The sequence below is a fragment of the Pseudomonas sp. Irchel s3b2 genome (genome assembly GCF_900187445.1).
In the GTDB taxonomy this organism is placed as follows: domain Bacteria; phylum Pseudomonadota; class Gammaproteobacteria; order Pseudomonadales; family Pseudomonadaceae; genus Aquipseudomonas.
In genome coordinates, this window is the sequence record NZ_FYEB01000001.1 from 614,327 (window position 1) to 632,032 (window position 17,706).

Sequence of the window (17,706 nt, forward strand, 5' to 3'; positions counted from 1 at the left end):
GTACCGGGCAAGAAATGAACTTTAGGTAGAGGTACCGAGTTCCACCGCTGTAGGTATGCGACAAGGCTTCCGGCCCATTTCATTTTGTAGCAAAGGCCTCAACGGTCGGGCTGCCATAACGGTTATGAGTTTTGAGTGGCCATTGAGGCCGAAACTGCTGTAAGTGTTGTAAGAATTTTCTAAACGTGAGGAGGGGTGAATATCCATGGCCGAATAAAAAAGCCCCGATCAGATCGGGGCTTTCAGTTTTTCGATTTTCCGATGTACGACACCATCGTCAAATCGCGGAGAAACTAGGAGATCAATCCCAGCTCAAAGCCCCGCCAGTCTGATACTCAATAACCCGAGTCTCAAAGAAATTCTTCTCTTTCTTCAAGTCCATAATCTCGCTCATCCAAGGGAACGGGTTAGTAGTCCCTGGGTATTCCTCTTTCAAACCAATCTGCGACAAACGACGGTTAGCGATGAACTTCAGGTAGTCCTCCATCATCGCCGCATTCATGCCCAACACCCCACGAGGCATGGTATCCCGCGCGTATTCAATCTCCAGCTGAGTACCCTGCAGAATCATCTGCGAAGCTTCTTCCTTCATTTCGGCATCCCACAGGTGCGGGTTTTCGATTTTGATCTGGTTGATCACGTCGATGCCGAAGTTCAGGTGCATGGATTCGTCGCGCAGGATGTACTGGAACTGCTCGGCGACGCCGGTCATTTTGTTGCGGCGGCCCATGGAGAGGATTTGGGTGAAGCCGCAGTAGAAGAAGATGCCTTCCAGAACGCAGTAGTAGGCGATCAGGTTGCGCAGCAGTTCTTTGTCGGTTTCGACGGTGCCGGTTTCGAACTTCGGATCGGAGATCGAGCGGGTGTATTTCAAGCCCCAGGTGGCTTTTTTCGCGACCGATGGGATCTCGTGGTACATGTTGAAGATTTCGCCTTCATCCATGGCCAGCGATTCGATGCAGTACTGGTAGGCGTGGGTGTGGATCGCCTCTTCGAAGGCCTGGCGCAGGATGTACTGGCGGCATTCCGGGTTGGTGATCAGGCGGTACACGGCCAGGACCAGGTTGTTGGCAACCAGGGAGTCGGCGGTGGAGAAGAAGCCGAGGTTGCGCATCACGATGCGGCGCTCGTCGTCGGTCAGGCCTTCCGGGTTTTTCCAGAGGGCGATGTCGGCGGTCATGTTGACTTCTTGCGGCATCCAGTGGTTTGCGCAGCCGTCCAGGTACTTCTGCCATGCCCAGTCGTACTTGAACGGGACGAGCTGGTTGAGGTCGGCGCGGCAGTTGATCATGCGCTTTTCATCGACAGCTACACGGGCAGAGGCGCCTTCCAGTTCGGCGAGGCCTTCGGCGACGTCGAGGGAATCCAGGGCAGCCTTGGCGCGGGCGATCGCGGCGGAGTCCGTCGCGGTCACGGCGCGGGCCTCTTGAGCGGCGGCACCACCGGCGCTGTCGAGGCGGTCCATGTTGGCTTCAGAAGCGTGGCCGGCATTGGCGCCTTTTACAGCGACTTCGCCGTCATCTTCTTTGTCGAATTCGTCCCAGCTCAGCATGACGTGTCGTCTCCTGCGTGAGGGCCAGTTGCCCGTGTGAAAACTGATAGGTTGGTTTTTCACACGGCCGGTACTGGCCGCGTTGGATCTAAAGGAAATCGTTTTTTGCAGCGGTACCGTTTTTTGCAGCGGTACGCAGGCAACAAACAGAATTTTGTACGGGTTCCCGAAGCCGCTGATGGGCGCAGAAAACATGAACTGCTTCTGCGTGGGCTTCAGACTGGCTTTTCACCCTGTAAGGGAATATTGCAGCCCCGTTTAAGTGCGCATTATAAGGAAATTTTCAGCCCCGTGGTGCGACGAAGTGGCACCTGGAGGGGACGGCGAGGGGCGTTTTCAGGTTGGAGCGAGGGTTTACAGGGCTTTGGCGAAGGAAGTTTTTTTTTCGCCTGTTTTGGCTGGTTTTTGACGGTGAGGTCAGGGTGATCGCGTCGTTATGGTCTGTTGTTGTGTTGCAAGTCAGGTGGGACGGGGCTTTCAGGGGCGGCGAAGGGTTTTTGTGGGCGGGATTGTGTGCAGTTTTTGACTGAAAATGTTCTTGAAATGGATTGCTCAAAAAACAGCCAAAAATGGCGATTTTTACTACATGTAGTGGTTTTGGTCGATTTTTGACCACTCCAGACACAACTACGCCCGGCCGAAGTCGGGCTGTGAGGTCGCGTTCAGTTTTCAGCTGAAACGAGCTGCACCTACGTGGTCAGAACCGTCAGCAGCGACTTTGGCGGCGCCAGTGTGATCAAAGCCATCAGCAGCGACCTTGGCAGCGCCAGTGCGATCAAAACCATCAGAAGCAAAAGACGCCGAACCAGTATGGTCGTAACCATCAGAAGCGACAGCCGCTTCAGTGAAAGCAGCCGAGCCAGTGCGGTCGTAGCCATCGGCGGCGAAGGTATTGGCAGCCAGGACGGAAAGGGTCAGGGCGAGGATCAATTTGGTTTTCATGGTAGTGGCTCCAGGTTGGTTGGCGTTTTGTGCCTTGGGTGTGGAATTCATACTACGTCAACTATTTTGATTAAAAAGCGCAAATAATTGCCTTAAATAATCGCATTTATCGATGCGTTGCTCAGCACTTCATTTGTCTTTTAAAGCGGGCGGATGGGTCGAATCTTGGGAAATAAAAGTAGGCGGATCAGCCGTTAGAGCAGCCGTTACCCATGACGCTGTAGCGCAGAATGTGCCGCTGGCCTTTGGAATCGTCGTATTCCATTTTTGCCGGAACAACTTCGCAGACATTCGGGATTTCACTCATCGATACCACTTTGGCAATGTCCAGATGGGTGGAGTATGTGTATTCCTCGATGGGCTGCTGTGCGACATCAGTCGGAACCTCATCTGCCATGGCGGTTGCGCACAGACTGCTGAGGGCCAGAACCAATAAAGCTTTCATTTGAAATTTACCTTTCTGAGGTCGAATGGGGTCGCGCAATCTTTGGGATGGCGTTTGGAGCTTTAATAAAGAGTCTTGGATTAACTGCCTTCGTGGGGGCTGCAACTGGGTTAATCACGTTGCCTTGTTGGCGAGACCGATTTTAGGCTTGGGGGTGGCGCGCATATAGCCGTGCTTTTGAGAAACACCTTTGGCAGATTTGGTAACAATCCCCGCGAGCCAGCCCATCTCCACTGCGCAGAATCTGCCGAAGACTGCGATCTTTCGACTGAAAAAGCCGAAGATCAAAAGATCACAGGCTTCGCCTGCTTCTACGTAGGCCCTAATGGCCGGGTTTGAGCGCCTCGTCGCGGTATAGCCACATTTTGTAGGGGCTTGTTACTACCATCGTCGAATGGTTCTATAGGCCCCGCCCGGCTACAACTGGGGCCATACAAAAACAACTATTCCACCGAGGTAAGAAAGATGAGTGCGGCTTCTTTGTATCCCGTTCGTCCCGAGGTAGCAGCCAATACGCTGACTGACGAGGCCACCTATAAGGCCATGTACCAGCAGTCGGTCGTCAACCCGGACGGCTTCTGGCGCGAACAAGCCAAGCGCCTCGACTGGATCAAGCCTTTCACCACGGTGAAGCAGACGTCCTTCGACGATCACCATGTCGACATCAAATGGTTCGCCGACGGCACGCTGAACGTTTCCTACAACTGCCTCGACCGTCATCTGGCCGAGCGCGGCGATCAAATCGCGATTATTTGGGAAGGGGATGACCCTGCCGAAAGCCGCAACATCACCTACCGCGAGCTGCATGAAGAAGTCTGCAAGTTCGCTAACGCCTTGCGCGGCCAGGATGTGCACCGCGGCGACGTCGTGACGATCTACATGCCGATGATTCCCGAAGCCGTGGTCGCCATGCTGGCCTGCACCCGGATCGGCGCGATTCACTCGGTAGTGTTCGGCGGTTTCTCGCCGGAAGCCCTGGCCGGTCGCATCATCGACTGCAAATCCAAAGTAGTGATCACCGCCGATGAAGGCGTTCGTGCCGGCAAGAAGATCCCGCTCAAGGCCAACGTCGATGACGCGCTGACCAACCCGGAAACCAGCAGCATTCAGAAAGTCATCGTGTGCAAGCGCACCGGTGGTGGCATCAAGTGGAACCAGCATCGCGATATCTGGTACGAAGACCTGATGAAAGTGGCGGGCACCGTTTGCGCGCCGAAGGAAATGGGCGCCGAAGAAGCGCTGTTCATCCTTTATACCTCCGGTTCCACCGGCAAGCCGAAGGGCGTGCAGCACACCACCGGCGGTTATCTGCTGTATGCGGCGATGACCCACGAGCGCGTGTTCGACTACCGTCCGGGCGAAATCTACTGGTGCACCGCCGACGTCGGTTGGGTCACCGGCCACAGTTACATCGTCTACGGCCCGCTGGCCAACGGCGCGACCACGTTGCTGTTCGAAGGCGTGCCGAACTATCCGGACATCACCCGGGTGGCGAAGGTCGTCGACAAGCACAAGGTCAACATCCTCTACACCGCGCCGACCGCGATCCGCGCGATGATGGCCTCGGGTACCGCCGCTGTAGAAGGCGCCGATGGCAGCAGCCTGCGTCTGCTGGGTTCGGTCGGCGAGCCGATCAACCCGGAAGCTTGGGACTGGTATTACAAGAATGTCGGCAAGTCCCGTTGCCCGATCGTCGATACCTGGTGGCAGACCGAAACCGGCGGCAACATGATGAGCCCGCTGCCCGGCGCTCATGCCCTCAAGCCGGGTTCTGCGGCGCGTCCGTTCTTCGGCGTGGTGCCGGCGCTGGTGGACAACCTGGGCAACATCATCGAAGGCGTTGCCGAGGGCAACCTGGTGATTCTCGATTCGTGGCCGGGTCAGGCGCGCACGCTGTATGGCGACCATGACCGCTTCGTCGACACCTACTTCAAGACGTTCCGTGGCATGTACTTCACCGGTGACGGTGCGCGTCGTGATGCAGACGGTTACTACTGGATCACCGGTCGCGTGGATGACGTGCTTAACGTTTCCGGGCACCGCATGGGTACTGCCGAGATCGAAAGCGCGATGGTCGCGCACCCGAAAGTCGCCGAAGCGGCGGTGGTCGGTGTGCCGCACGACATCAAGGGGCAGGGCATTTATGTCTACGTCACCCTGAATGCTGGCGAAGAGACGAGCGAGCAATTGCGTCTCGAGCTGAAAAACTGGGTGCGTAAAGAGATCGGCCCGATTGCTTCGCCGGACGTCATCCAGTGGGCGCCGGGGCTGCCGAAAACCCGTTCGGGCAAGATCATGCGCCGGATTCTGCGCAAGATTGCGACGGCGGAATACGATGGGTTGGGGGATATTTCGACCCTGGCGGACCCGGGTGTGGTGCAGCATTTGATTGATACGCATAAGACCATGAACGTCGCGTAAGCGCCGGTTCTTGAGTCATCGAAGCCCCGCCAGATGTTGAGTCTGGTGGGGTTTTTTTATGTGATCAGGTTGGGAGCGTCGTCGGCTGTGCGGGCCTCTTCGCGGGCAAGCCTCGCTCCTACAGGGTTGTATTGTTCGCCAATTTTGATCGACTCAAACCTGTAGGAGCGAGGCTTGCCCGCGAAGGCGATCTATCAGGCGCCCAATAATTATCGGCTTCCCCCGTAGGCCATTTCCCACTGTTACCCATCACCCTTCAAGTAACTGAATGTGTAACCGCACGCCCGACAACGAGGCGTTGGGAAACGCAAAGCCCCGTTTCAGGGCTTCTCAACCCGGCATGAAAAATAAGACCCCACGCTGTGCTTGCCGGATTAGAAGGGTTTGCCAATAATGGGCCCGCAATTTGCAATATAGATCGGTTCACTGTCTTTTGCTCTTGCATGAAATTGCAAGGCTGTCAACGCGTTCAAGCGGCTTTCTCGGTGCATCTGTAATTTGTTGTCGCATTGAAGAAATATCGGCTTCCGGCCTGTCGTTAGAATGCCGATCACTCGCTCGTCGTTGCCTGCGTTGAAATCAATGTTGAAATCAGCCCGCGGTTCCCAGGACGCAGCACGGCTTCGCTGTTTAACCCATTCGCATATTGGGCTGTCGCTCACTCTGCCGTTTTTGCCCTTTACCGATGGAGTCCCAAGATGAAGAAACTTGTGCTGCTTGGCGCCCTGGCACTGTCCGTGCTGTCCCTGCCGACCTTCGCTGATGACAAGCCCGTAAAAATCGGTATCGAAGCGGCTTACCCTCCGTTCGCCTCCAAGGCGCCGGACGGCAGCATCGTCGGTTTCGACTACGACATCGGCAATGCCCTGTGCGAAGAGATGAAGGTCAAGTGCGTGTGGGTCGAGCAAGAATTCGACGGCCTGATTCCGGCACTCAAAGTGCGCAAGATCGACGCGATCCTGTCGTCCATGTCGATCACTGAAGACCGCAAGAAGTCCGTGGACTTCACCAACAAGTACTACAACACCCCGGCTCGCCTGGTCATGAAGGCTGGCACTCAGGTCAGCGAAAACCTGGCTGAGTTGAAGGGCAAGAACATCGGCGTGCAACGTGGTTCGATCCACGAGCGTTTCGCCCGCGAAGTCCTGGCCCCGTTGGGTGCCGAGATCAAGCCTTACGGCTCGCAGAACGAAATCTACCTCGACGTGGCCGCTGGCCGCCTCGACGGCACCGTGGCAGACGCTACGCTGCTGGATGACGGTTTCCTGAAAACCGACGCCGGCAAGGGCTTCGCCTTCGTTGGCCCGGCCTTCACCGACGTCAAATACTTCGGCGACGGCGTAGGTATCGCGGTTCGCAAGGGCGACGCCTTGAAAGACAAGATCAACACCGCGATCGCGGCCATTCGCGAGAACGGCAAGTACAAGCAAATCCAGGACAAGTACTTCGCCTTCGATATCTACGGCAAGTAATCGTCCCCGCAGTAAGTCCGAAATGGCGCAAGCAACAGGATCTCTGAGGTTTGCGCCATTTTTTCATCCCAACTTTCGAGGACCTGAATCATGTTGAAAGGCTACGGGGCTGTCATCCTCGATGGCGCATGGCTGACGCTTCAGCTCGCCTTGTCGTCCATGGCCCTGGCCATCGTTCTGGGGCTGATCGGCGTAGCGTTGCGTCTGTCGCCGGTGCGCTGGCTGGCCTGGCTGGGCGATCTGTATTCCACGGTGATCCGCGGTATTCCCGACCTAGTGTTGATCCTGCTGATTTTCTACGGCGGCCAGGACCTGCTCAACCGCGTCGCGCCGATGCTCGGCTATGACGACTACATCGACCTGAACCCGTTGGCCGCCGGTATCGGCACCTTGGGCTTCATCTTCGGTGCGTACCTGTCGGAAACCTTCCGTGGTGCCTTCATGGCAATTCCGAAGGGGCAGGCAGAAGCCGGCATGGCGTATGGCATGAGCAGTTTTCAGGTGTTCTTCCGGGTGTTGGTGCCGCAGATGATTCGTCTGGCGATTCCGGGTTTCACCAACAACTGGCTGGTATTGACCAAGGCGACCGCGCTGATTTCGGTGGTCGGTCTGCAAGACATGATGTTCAAGGCCAAGCAGGCGGCAGACGCTACCCGCGAGCCTTTCACCTTCTTCCTCGCAGTGGCGGCGATGTACCTGGTGATCACCAGCGTCTCGTTGCTGGCATTGCGTCACCTTGAGAAGCGCTACTCGGTAGGCGTAAGGGCGGCTGATCTATGATCTTCGACTACAACGTCATTTGGGAGGCCTTGCCGCTGTACTTCGGCGGCCTGGTGACCACCCTCAAACTGCTCGCGCTGTCGCTGTTCTTCGGTCTGCTGGCGGCGCTGCCGCTGGGGCTGATGCGCGTCTCCAAGCAGCCGGTCGTCAACATGAGTGCCTGGCTGTTCACCTACGTGATTCGCGGCACGCCGATGCTGGTGCAGCTGTTTTTGATCTACTACGGTCTGGCGCAATTCGAAGCGGTGCGTGAAAGCTTCCTCTGGCCATGGCTGTCCAGCGCCACGTTCTGTGCGTGCCTGGCTTTCGCCATCAACACCAGCGCCTACACCGCCGAAATCATCGCCGGCAGCCTGCGCGCCACGCCGAATGGCGAGATCGAAGCGGCCAAGGCCATGGGCATGTCGCGCTTCAAAATGTACAAGCGGATCCTGCTGCCGTCGGCCCTGCGCCGGGCACTGCCGCAATACAGCAACGAAGTGATCATGATGCTGCAGACCACCAGTCTGGCGTCCATCGTGACCCTGATCGACATCACCGGTGCCGCGCGCACGGTCAACGCTCAGTTCTACTTACCGTTCGAAGCCTACATCACCGCCGGCGTGTTCTACCTGTGCCTGACGTTCATTCTGGTGCGCCTGTTCAAAATGGCCGAGCACCGCTGGTTGGGCTATCTGGCCCCGCGGAAGCACTGATATGGAACGCATCGATCATGCATTGCCGTGGAACCAACTGGGCAGCGAGCGCCGGATTTCGGTGTTCCGTTTTGGCACTGGCGAGCGCAAGGCCTACATCCAGGCCAGCCTGCACGCCGATGAACTGCCGGGGATGCGCACGGCCTGGGAGCTGAAAAAGCGCCTGACCGAACTCGAAGCCCAAGGCTTGCTGAACGGTGTGATCGAACTGGTGCCGGTGGCCAACCCAATGGGCCTGGGTCAACTGCTTCAGGGGAACCATCAGGGGCGTTTCGAAGCCGGCAGCGGCAAGAACTTCAACCGGGATTTCGTCGAGCTGAGCGAACCCGTGGCCGCTGAGCTGCAAGGGCATCTGGGTGACGATCCTCACGCCAATATCCGTTTGATCCGTGAAACCATGAGCGATGTGCTGACCGCATTGCCGCCTGCCGCGAGCCAGTTGCAAGGCATGCAGCGCATCTTGCTCAGCCATGCCTGCACTGCCGACGTAGTGCTGGATTTGCATTGCGATTGCGAAGCGGCGCTGCACATGTACGCCTTGCCGCAGCACTGGCCGCACTGGCGTTCACTGGCCGCGCACTTGAACGTCAAGGTCGGTCTGCTGGCGGAAGATTCCGGCGGCAGCTCCTTTGACGAAGCGTGCTCGCTGCCATGGCTGCGTCTGTCGCGTCTGTTCCCGGACGCCAAGATTCCACTGGCCTGTCTGGCGACGACCATCGAGTTGGGTGGCCAAGCCGATACCGGTCGCCCAGAGGCGGTGGCTCACGCCGAAGGCATTCTGGCATTCCTCGCCGAGCAAGGCCTGATCAGCGGCGAATGGCCGAAACCTGCACAAGACGCTTGCGAAGGCCTGCCGTTCGAAGGCACCGAATTGCTGTTCGCGCCGCATCCTGGCGTGGTGAGTTTTCTGCGTAAACCCGGTGAGTGGGTTGAAGCGGGCGACGAGATTTTTGAAGTGATCGATCCGTTATCGGATCGGGTCAGCACGGTGTGTGCTGGTACGTCCGGGGTGCTGTTTGCCATTGAACGGCTGCGTTATGCCCAACCCGGTTTCTGGCTGGCCAAGGTGGCGGGGCGCGAAGCGCTGCGTCACGGGCGCTTGCTCAACGACTGACTGACTGTTTTTGTGAGAACCGACCGCATGTACAAACTTGAAGTCCAAGACCTGCATAAACGCTATGGCAGTCACGAAGTGCTCAAGGGCGTGTCCCTGAAAGCGGCGGCTGGCGATGTGATCAGCATCATCGGCTCCAGTGGCTCCGGCAAAAGTACATTCCTGCGCTGCATCAACCTGCTTGAGCAGCCGCACGCGGGCAAGATTCTGCTCAACAACGAAGAGCTGAAACTGGTCGCCAACAAGGATGGCGCGCTGAAAGCCGCCGACCCGAAACAGCTGCAACGCATGCGGTCGCGCCTGTCGATGGTGTTCCAGCATTTCAATCTGTGGTCGCACATGACCGCGATGGAAAACATCATGGAAGCGCCGGTCCACGTGCTCGGCATGTCCAAGACCGAAGCCCGCGAGAAGGCTGAGCACTACCTGAACAAGGTCGGTGTTGCTCATCGCAAGGATGCCTACCCGGGCCACATGTCCGGCGGCGAGCAGCAGCGTGTGGCGATTGCCCGTGCGCTGGCGATGGAGCCTGAGGTGATGTTGTTCGACGAACCGACCTCGGCCCTCGACCCTGAGTTGGTCGGTGACGTGCTGAAAGTCATGCAGGCCCTGGCGCAGGAAGGCCGGACCATGGTGGTGGTGACGCACGAAATGGGCTTTGCCCGTGAAGTGTCGAACCAGTTGGTGTTCCTGCACAAAGGCGTCGTCGAAGAAAGCGGCAACCCGCGTGAAGTGCTGGTCAATCCGCAGTCGGAACGTTTGCAACAATTCCTCTCGGGCAGCCTTAAGTAATCGCTCCCGTTACGCACCAAATTAGGTCATGCTTCACAACCTAAAGGCCGACCCGGATCCCCTGTAGGAGCTGCCGAAGGCTGCGATCTTTTGACTTTGTTTTTTTGAAGATCAAAAGATCGCAGCCTCGTTTCACTCGACAGCTCCTACAGGGGCGCGACATGCCAGCTCCCACATTTGATTTTTGTTGGTTTTGAGATTTGTGTTCATTTACGGGCTAGCCTTGGCCCATGCCTTCATTCTGTTCTTCGCTTCGGATTGCCCGCCATGACTGCCCATCGAATTGGTTTCCTGATTTGGCCCAGCACTAAAGCTCTGACGCTTGCGCTGGCTGAGGAGGCCTTGCGTGTTGCCCAGCGTGTGCATCCGGACGTTGTTTACGAGCTGTCGTTTTTGCAGGCCGAACCGCAGACCGAAGGCGCCTGGCAATTGCCGGGTGAGCCCTGGGCCGGCAAGCTCGAAAACTTCCAGAAACTGTTCCTGCTCGCCGATGAGCCGCCGACCTCGCTTGCGCCGGCGCTCAGCAGCGCGCTGAAACAACAGGTGCGAGCCGGGTGTGTGATCGGCGGCTTGTCGGCCGGTGTTTACCCGTTGGCGCAGTTGGGTTTGCTCGACGGTTATCGCGCTGCCGTGCATTGGCGCTGGCAGGACGATTTCGCCGAGCGCTTCCCGAAGGTGATTGCCACCAGTCACCTGTTCGACTGGGATCGCGATCGCTTGACCGCGTGCGGCGGCATGTCGGTACTCGATTTGCTGTTGGCAGTGCTGGCCCGTGACCACGGCGCCGAACTGGCCGGTGCGGTTTCAGAAGAACTCGTCGTCGAACGCATCCGTGAGGGCGGCGAGCGTCAACGCATTCCGTTGCAGAACCGCTTGGGTTCCAGTCATCCGAAGCTCACCCAGGCGGTGTTGCTGATGGAAGCCAACATCGAAGAGCCGCTGACCACCGACGAAATCGCCCAGCACGTGTGCGTATCGCGTCGGCAACTGGAGCGGATCTTCAAGCAGTACCTCAACCGTGTGCCGAGCCAGTATTACCTGGAACTGCGCCTGAACAAGGCCCGGCAGATGTTGATGCAAACCAGCAAGTCGATCATCCAGATCGGCCTGTCGTGTGGCTTCTCTTCGGGGCCGCATTTCTCCAGCGCCTACCGCAACTTCTTCGGCGCCACGCCACGGGAAGATCGCAACCAGCGGCGCAGCAGCAGTCCGTTCGAGTTGTCATCGGTGCCCTCCGAGCGCGGGTGATTCGTCACAACAGCGCGTTACTCGTCGACTTCGGACCCCTCCGAAGACGATATCTGCATTTCGCCACGATTGATCACCTCTTCCACGCCGAAATCCACCCCCGTATTTTGGTAGTAGTCGATCAGTCGTAGCAGGGCTTGCTCGGTAAACGGATTGTCTCGAAGATCAATGTTCGCTGCAGCCTCGGCCGGCAATTCCATGATGTCGCTCGGCACGTCGGTGATTGCGTTGTCGCTCAGGTCTGCCCAATCCAGCTCAATTATCTGCAGCAGGCCGTTGGGTATTTCTCTGATGCCAGTGTCATGCAACAAAATCGTTGCCAGATCCGGCATCTGGCTCACATCGGGTGTTTGCCCCAACGGGTTGGAACCGAGATCGAGATAGTCGAGATGCTCCATTCCAGCCAATGCGTTCGCCGATTCCGCGGACAAGCTGATGCGGCAATTGAAAAGTGACAGTGAGCGCAAGCGGCCCATCTTGAACACGGCGTCAGGAATGTTGCCCAGGTCACACTCGCGCAGCCGCAGGCTTTTCAGATTGGGGAACGATTTCAGGAACTGTCCAATGCGCGTCACGCCGTCGGTGCTTTCCAGTTCCAGCGACGACACATGTTTAAAGTCAGCATTAAGGGTGGGAAGTTCTCCGTTGATCCGCGGACGGATGATCAGTTCGTAGGTTGGCTCAAGGCTCTCGTTGAAATCATCCTGGTCCATTTCAATACGCCAGCATCGCTCCAGTAACTGCTTGAATTCGTCACGGTTGGCGTGCTCGGTAAGCAGTTGCTGTTCACTGAATGGTTCACCGGTCTGTGGGTGCAGAGGCGGCAAGTCGGCTGTCCATGCAGCCAGATCGATACTCAACTGGGCGAGTTCTGCTTCCAGCCTTGTCAGCTCTATTCGGCCGTCTGCCAATGTGCCCGGCAGCTCGTACACATAGCCGCTCGCCTCTTCGACTTCCAGGTCTGGAAAAAGCGCCCTGGCTCGCGCTATATCGGCCTCGGGTGCGTCAACACCCAGATCGTAAGAGGTCTCGAAGTACTGCTGCTTGATCAGTTCCCGCGCCTGATCGCCAAGCGGATTCTGCGAAAGGTGCACGCCGCGTTTCTCATACACCGGGCTGTCGAAGAGTCTGGCAGGCAATTGGCTGATGTTGTTGTTCATCAACATGAGGGTATCGAGCCTGGCATGTAGCAGTACGCTGGCGGGGATTTCGGTCAGCCCGGTATCGCTCAGATCCAGATGAATGAGGTCGGGCATTGATTCAATACTGGGTACACCTTCAACTGGATTGCGGTAGAGATCCAGCATGGCCAGTTTTTTCATTTTGGACAGTTTTGACCATGCGGTGGCATCGAAATTGATTCCGCAATCGCTGAGTATCAATGTTTCAAGATTCATCATTTGCCCGATGGCATCGGGAAGCTTTTCCAGTGTGAAACGGCGTAACTCCAGTCGACGAAGACCGCTGAAGTGCTGCAAAAAGCCGGGCACCCCATGCACGGCATGACTGCCGTCGAGGGTGAGCGACGACACGTGGCTGAAATCTGCCGTCAGGTTCGGCAGGTCTCCCGTGATCGGTTCAACGCACCGCAGCACATACCGCTCGGTGCCATCCGGTGCATCGACGTCCCGGTCGGACTGCCGTCGCCAACTGCGCTGGATTTCCTGAGCGAGCAATTGTCGATTGTGTCGCACAGCCTGTTGCTCCAGATGGCTCAGCGCGAGCCCGGTTTCACGGTGGACGGTGGGGGTGTTATTCGTCCAGCGCTCAAGATCCCCATGCAGTACGTGGAGTTCATTGGCCAGACGTGTAAGTTCCGAGCGAGGGCCATCAGGGTGACGCTGTAGTTGGGAGACGACGGAGCGCAACTCTTCCTGAGTCAGGCTGGGATAAACCTCGCGAACCCTGTCATCGAGCGTTGGTGTAGATCGGTGGCTGCGACTGTAACCCTGCGTACCACCGGGCAGGCGCATGGTCGTCGGGTCATAGAAAGGTTTTCGACGCGGGTTTTTTGCGAACAGCGTGCGCAACTCGGGTCTATTCACCGCGTGCTCGGCAATGCGTTGTTTGAGCACTTGACCGTCGTCGACGCCAAGACCCAGCGCAGTGCGCTCGTCTTCGGACAGCGCCTGAAGCAGGGCATGATAAAAATCGCCGGGTTGCTCATTGTTTTCGTGGACTTGATAAGTGCCGTCATCTGCCTGCACCAATGTTCTGAGGAGCGGCGTGTCGGGTTGGCCGATGCTGTCGCGCAGTGACCCGTCATAAGAGAAATCCCTGACCTCGATGCGTAGGTCACTGGGCCAGCCGGGCATTGATTCGAGGCTATGCAAGGCCACTCGATGAGTGTCTGTCGTTTCCATCTCTTCCAGATAAAACCCCTCATAGGCTCTGGCGCCACGCACTGCTTCCATGGCTTTGACTGCCACGTCCTTGAGGCGTTGAGGAAGTTGACCGTTGTGCAGCTGCATTAGCTCGGTGCCGGATGTATTGCTGACCAGTTCTTGCGCAATGTCTGTCGGTAGTCCCTGAATTTCGCCAAGCAGTAGCTGGACCTGGCGGTCATCGGTTTTTTCAAGTTCCCGGTAGCGAGATTCGAACATCAAAAGGCGATGATTCAGCGCCTGATAGTGTTCGGGATGGCTGCTATCGGTCTGCTCGATCAATGCCTGGATATCACGATCGATTGTGAAGCGCTTGATGGTGTCGGTCAGCAGTGAAGGGGGGCGATGGTTTTCGACGTGAATTTCGCGCACTACATTGTCGTGAAAGCCACTGATGCGCAGGATTTTCTCGCGCTCGGCGCTGCTGAACGACTCGACGCTGTGACCGAGGCGGCGCATCACGGTTTCCCGGTCCCACATCAAGGGTTGGTCCAGCGCTGTCTGCCAGGCGCCATGATGGTTGTGACGCAGCGGTGGCTGATAAGCATCGGCCCGGTTCGGATGCTGGATTTGAAACCCGCCGGTCTCGCTATCCGGTTCTACGGCATAGAGCTTGTCTTCAAGGCGCAGCAGCGTTCTGTCCTCATGCCGATACAGGCCCAGCGGATCGGGTTTGGCGTCGGTTGGCAGCGTGATTGATTGCTCGTACGGCGTGAGATCCGGCTTCCAGTATCGGGTTCGACCTCCGGCGGTTTTGACCGGTTTGAGCGGCTAAATCAGCGCTACCGCTTCGCCAGACAGCAGGCGGTTGAATACATTGGCAGCCATGGCGCCGCCTATTGCGAATGTCCCGAGTTGCACCGTCGTCTCAACGATGCTCATCACATGCCCAAAGGCTTCGGTTTTCAGGCCTTCTGCCCAGTCGACGATGCCTTCGAAAGTATCGTCGAGAACCTGGTAGGCCATGTAGGCCAGCATCAGCTCGCCCATAAACGGAACAAATGGCAGGGCAATGAACGATGCCACTTCAACAATCGCCGTGGCGATTTTGCTGAAGGCGTCCCATAACGCCCATCGCGCGTTTCGGTCGGCGCTGGCGGTGGAGACGGCAAGGGTGCGCGCGTCATTGAGGATCTTGTTCAGTTGCTGTTGATAAAGGTGAGTCCACAGGCCGGTATTGATCTGGCTCACCGAAAATTGCAGTTTGGGTTTGTCGACCGGTGTGTCCCGCCAGCTGGGCAGTGGATCGCCATGCTCGTGCTCATGCCAGCTAACGGTGCTGAGACGGCGGTTGAGATCGGCGAAAAAGTAAGCTCTTTCCTGATGCGAGACGAAACGGCTGAAGAATGTCTGGTAAGTGGGGGAGCGCAGTTTGCGGGTCAGCTCTGTCATGAATGCCTGAGCGTCAGGGTACTGTTTGAGCGGATGCTCCGGATCATCGGGGATGTAGACGATGATCCGCCCTGCCTGCTGTGAGCGCTCCAGGTTGGGGGCGAAAACGACGATCCCCGTCAGCAATGAAGACATCATCGTCAGGTCATGGCAGTGCAATAGCTGGCCGTCCAGCCGCACACCTTTGTGGCCTTGCGCGATGCCAAGGATCGAATGATAGGCGTCGTTCGGTAGATCTTCTCGAATATGAGCCAGTTGCAGTGCGGTGTGCAGGGCGGCTTTGTGTGTCTTGTTGACGTTCGATTTCAACACTGCGCCGGCCACCGGATTGGTCAGCCCCAAATGGTTTTTGAGGTACGCCTCGTACTGACCACCGATATCCAGTTCCCGGCATAACCGGGTGAAGTTCTGAATAGAGAGTTGGCGTTTGATCGCCGGCAACGTATTGAATTGACCGGTGGGCGAGGGCTCGGTGATGAATGTGGAGGCGGACTCGTAAGCGTCCGTTTCTGTCTCCGAATCCTGAAAGTTATGCAGGGCTGCATCGAGCAGCGATACCGTCCAGGTACGGGCGGCGCCGGATTTGATCGGTAACCATGGGATGTTCTGGGGAATGTACAGGCGCAGAAAAGTTGTCTTGACGTCCAGTTCAAGGCCGAAACGGGTTTTCAGCGCGTCGCTCAGAAGCGGTTCGGCGAAGTCCCGGGCGTTAGTCAGCTTGTTCAGTGTCGCCTCCAGGCGATTGCGCTGGCTCAAGTGTTCCCCGTTGGCCAATTTCAGCGATTGATGTTGCTGGCGGTTTGCAGTGGCATGCCAGTCAGGAAATTCCAGCGAGGCGCTCTTTAGCGCGCTGAGCGTCGCAGGCGATGCTTTCAATACCCAGTCGGGCAGATTTTTGAACACGTGGTGATAGTGCGCATCTGGATGAGCGGCAAGCTCAAATTCGTGCTGATTCATCGCTAGTCCCTTAGCGTTTGGATGGAGCCCAAGGAAAGCAGACGATGAAGCACTGCGTGCGGTACATATTTACCGCACCGATCTACAAGCCTGCCTATAACCTGTGCCGTCGGTTTAAACTGCGCCTTTGCGACCCTATTTGTCGCATTGCCGTAAACCCGGGCAAAACCGGTGTTTGCGCTATAAGAAGTTGTCGCTTGGCGGCAAGGCCGGGCTGAAAACTGTCCTTACAATCCCCTCATCGCTCGCCAGTTTCAGGCGAGCGTTCCTCTTCAGGAGACTCCGATGTCCGTTGAGCACGCTGCGGTAGAACGCGCCGATTTCGACCAGGTAATGGTTCCCAACTACGCGCCAGCCGCTTTCATTCCCGTGCGTGGTGCCGGTTCCCGTGTCTGGGATCAGTCCGGTCGCGAGCTGATCGACTTCGCCGGCGGGATTGCCGTTAACGTATTGGGCCATGCGCACCCGGCGCTGGTCGGTGCCCTGACCGAGCAGGCGAACAAGCTGTGGCACGTGTCCAACGTGTTCACCAATGAGCCGGCCTTGCGCCTGGCCCATAAGCTGGTCGACGCCACGTTTGCCGACCGTGCCTTCTTCTGCAACTCCGGCGCCGAAGCCAACGAGGCCGCTTTCAAGCTGGCCCGTCGCGTCGGCTTCGACCGTTTCGGTAGCGAGAAGTACGAAATCATCGCCGCGCTCAACAGCTTCCACGGTCGCACCCTGTTCACCGTGAACGTTGGCGGCCAGTCGAAGTACTCCGACGGCTTCGGTCCGAAAATCACCGGCATCACCCACGTGCCGTACAACGATCTGGCCGCACTGAAAGCCGCCATTTCCGACAAGACGTGCGCAGTAGTCCTGGAGCCGATCCAGGGCGAAAGTGGTGTGATTCCGGCTGAACTCGAATACCTGCAAGGTGCCCGCGACCTCTGCACCGCGCACAACGCGTTGCTGATCTTCGACGAAGTGCAAACCGGCATGGGCCGTACCGGCCATCTGTTTGCCTATCAGCATTACGGCGTGATCCCGGACATCCTGACCAGCGCCAAGAGCCTGGGCGGCGGTTTCCCGATCGCAGCGATGCTGACCACCGAAGACCTGGCCAAGCACCTGGTCGTCGGCACCCACGGCACCACTTACGGCGGAAATCCGCTGGCGTGTGCGGTCGCGGAAGCCGTGATCGACGTGATCAACACCCCCGAAGTGCTGGCTGGCGTCAACGCCAAGCACGACAAGTTCAAGGCTCGCCTTGAGCAGATCGGCGAGAAGTACGGCCTGTTCACCCAGGTTCGTGGCATGGGCCTGTTGATCGGTTGCGTGCTGAGCGATGCCTGGAAAGGCAAAGCCAAAGACATCTTCAACGCCGCGGAACAAGAAGGCCTGATGGTCCTGCAAGCCGGCCCGGACGTGGTGCGTTTCGCCCCGAGCCTGGTGGTGGAAGACGCCGATATCGATGCCGGCCTGGACCGCTTCGAACGCGCCGCGGCCAAATTGACGCAAGCCTGATAGACC

At 57.6% G+C, this 17,706-nt stretch carries 11 protein-coding genes and 1 pseudogene; 8 read left to right on the forward strand and 4 right to left on the reverse strand.

All coding sequences use genetic code 11. From position 1 onward, the window contains the following. Positions 1 to 301: 301 nt before the first annotated feature. The 3 genes from CKW20_RS02925 to CKW20_RS02935 all read right to left on the reverse strand — a co-directional run bounded on the left by CKW20_RS02925 (position 302) and on the right by CKW20_RS02935 (position 2,939). On the reverse strand, positions 302 to 1,552 hold the full coding sequence (locus tag CKW20_RS02925; RefSeq protein ID WP_007934889.1) for a ribonucleotide-diphosphate reductase subunit beta: 1,251 nt from the start codon (positions 1,550 to 1,552) through the stop codon (positions 302 to 304). A 669-nt stretch (positions 1,553 to 2,221) separates the two neighbouring features. Further along, positions 2,222 to 2,494, reverse strand: coding sequence for a hypothetical protein (locus CKW20_RS02930; protein WP_095051588.1), 273 nt, complete (start codon positions 2,492 to 2,494; stop codon positions 2,222 to 2,224). A 187-nt stretch (positions 2,495 to 2,681) separates the two neighbouring features. Next, positions 2,682 to 2,939, reverse strand: coding sequence for a DUF2790 domain-containing protein (locus CKW20_RS02935; RefSeq protein ID WP_095051589.1), 258 nt, complete (start codon positions 2,937 to 2,939; stop codon positions 2,682 to 2,684). Positions 2,940 to 3,404: 465 nt separating this feature from the next. Between CKW20_RS02935 and acs the strand changes: the two genes are divergently transcribed. The 7 genes from acs to argR all read left to right on the forward strand — a co-directional run bounded on the left by acs (position 3,405) and on the right by argR (position 11,461). Beyond that, complete coding sequence (gene acs, locus CKW20_RS02940; protein WP_095051590.1) at positions 3,405 to 5,360, forward strand: acetate--CoA ligase; 1,956 nt, start codon at positions 3,405 to 3,407, stop codon at positions 5,358 to 5,360. 698 nt (positions 5,361 to 6,058) lie between these two features. Continuing rightward, entirely contained in the window at positions 6,059 to 6,832 is a 774-nt protein-coding gene (locus tag CKW20_RS02945) for an ABC transporter substrate-binding protein (protein WP_008009943.1), read from the forward strand. Between the two features lie 90 nt (positions 6,833 to 6,922). Then, positions 6,923 to 7,612: an ABC transporter permease gene (locus CKW20_RS02950; protein ID WP_007951063.1), complete on the forward strand. Its 690-nt coding sequence runs from the start codon at positions 6,923 to 6,925 to the stop codon at positions 7,610 to 7,612. Beyond that, the gene (locus tag CKW20_RS02955) at positions 7,609 to 8,307 is read left to right on the forward strand and encodes an ABC transporter permease (RefSeq protein WP_095051591.1); all 699 of its coding nucleotides are present in this window, start codon (positions 7,609 to 7,611) and stop codon (positions 8,305 to 8,307) included. The genes CKW20_RS02950 and CKW20_RS02955 overlap by 4 nt, the downstream gene beginning before the upstream one ends. Before the next feature lies 1 nt (position 8,308). After that, positions 8,309 to 9,421: a M14 family metallopeptidase gene (locus CKW20_RS02960; protein WP_095051592.1), complete on the forward strand. Its 1,113-nt coding sequence runs from the start codon at positions 8,309 to 8,311 to the stop codon at positions 9,419 to 9,421. A 27-nt stretch (positions 9,422 to 9,448) separates the two neighbouring features. Continuing rightward, positions 9,449 to 10,213, forward strand: a complete 765-nt coding sequence (locus tag CKW20_RS02965) for an ABC transporter ATP-binding protein (RefSeq protein ID WP_007904680.1) — start codon at positions 9,449 to 9,451, stop codon at positions 10,211 to 10,213. A 267-nt stretch (positions 10,214 to 10,480) separates the two neighbouring features. Next, complete coding sequence (argR, locus tag CKW20_RS02970) at positions 10,481 to 11,461, forward strand: transcriptional regulator ArgR (protein WP_095051593.1); 981 nt, start codon at positions 10,481 to 10,483, stop codon at positions 11,459 to 11,461. A gap of 17 nt (positions 11,462 to 11,478) precedes the next feature. On the opposite strand, the pseudogene CKW20_RS02975 reads toward argR, so the two are convergent. After that, positions 11,479 to 16,194: pseudogene (locus CKW20_RS02975) on the reverse strand (dermonecrotic toxin domain-containing protein). A 285-nt stretch (positions 16,195 to 16,479) separates the two neighbouring features. Here CKW20_RS02975 and CKW20_RS02980 point away from each other — a divergent pair. Further along, positions 16,480 to 17,700, forward strand: a complete 1,221-nt coding sequence (locus CKW20_RS02980) for an aspartate aminotransferase family protein (protein WP_095051594.1) — start codon at positions 16,480 to 16,482, stop codon at positions 17,698 to 17,700. The last annotated feature ends 6 nt before the right edge of the window (positions 17,701 to 17,706 follow it).

Coding starts and splice junctions, on each gene's coding strand:
- CKW20_RS02925 (WP_007934889.1), bottom strand. CDS start 1,552: ATGCTGAGCTGGGACGAATTCGACAAAGAAGATGACGGCGAAGTCGCT.
- CKW20_RS02930 (WP_095051588.1), bottom strand. CDS start 2,494: ATGAAAACCAAATTGATCCTCGCCCTGACCCTTTCCGTCCTGGCTGCC.
- CKW20_RS02935 (WP_095051589.1), bottom strand. CDS start 2,939: ATGAAAGCTTTATTGGTTCTGGCCCTCAGCAGTCTGTGCGCAACCGCC.
- acs (WP_095051590.1), top strand. CDS start 3,405: ATGAGTGCGGCTTCTTTGTATCCCGTTCGTCCCGAGGTAGCAGCCAAT.
- CKW20_RS02945 (WP_008009943.1), top strand. CDS start 6,059: ATGAAGAAACTTGTGCTGCTTGGCGCCCTGGCACTGTCCGTGCTGTCC.
- CKW20_RS02950 (WP_007951063.1), top strand. CDS start 6,923: ATGTTGAAAGGCTACGGGGCTGTCATCCTCGATGGCGCATGGCTGACG.
- CKW20_RS02955 (WP_095051591.1), top strand. CDS start 7,609: ATGATCTTCGACTACAACGTCATTTGGGAGGCCTTGCCGCTGTACTTC.
- CKW20_RS02960 (WP_095051592.1), top strand. CDS start 8,309: ATGGAACGCATCGATCATGCATTGCCGTGGAACCAACTGGGCAGCGAG.
- CKW20_RS02965 (WP_007904680.1), top strand. CDS start 9,449: ATGTACAAACTTGAAGTCCAAGACCTGCATAAACGCTATGGCAGTCAC.
- argR (WP_095051593.1), top strand. CDS start 10,481: ATGACTGCCCATCGAATTGGTTTCCTGATTTGGCCCAGCACTAAAGCT.
- CKW20_RS02980 (WP_095051594.1), top strand. CDS start 16,480: ATGTCCGTTGAGCACGCTGCGGTAGAACGCGCCGATTTCGACCAGGTA.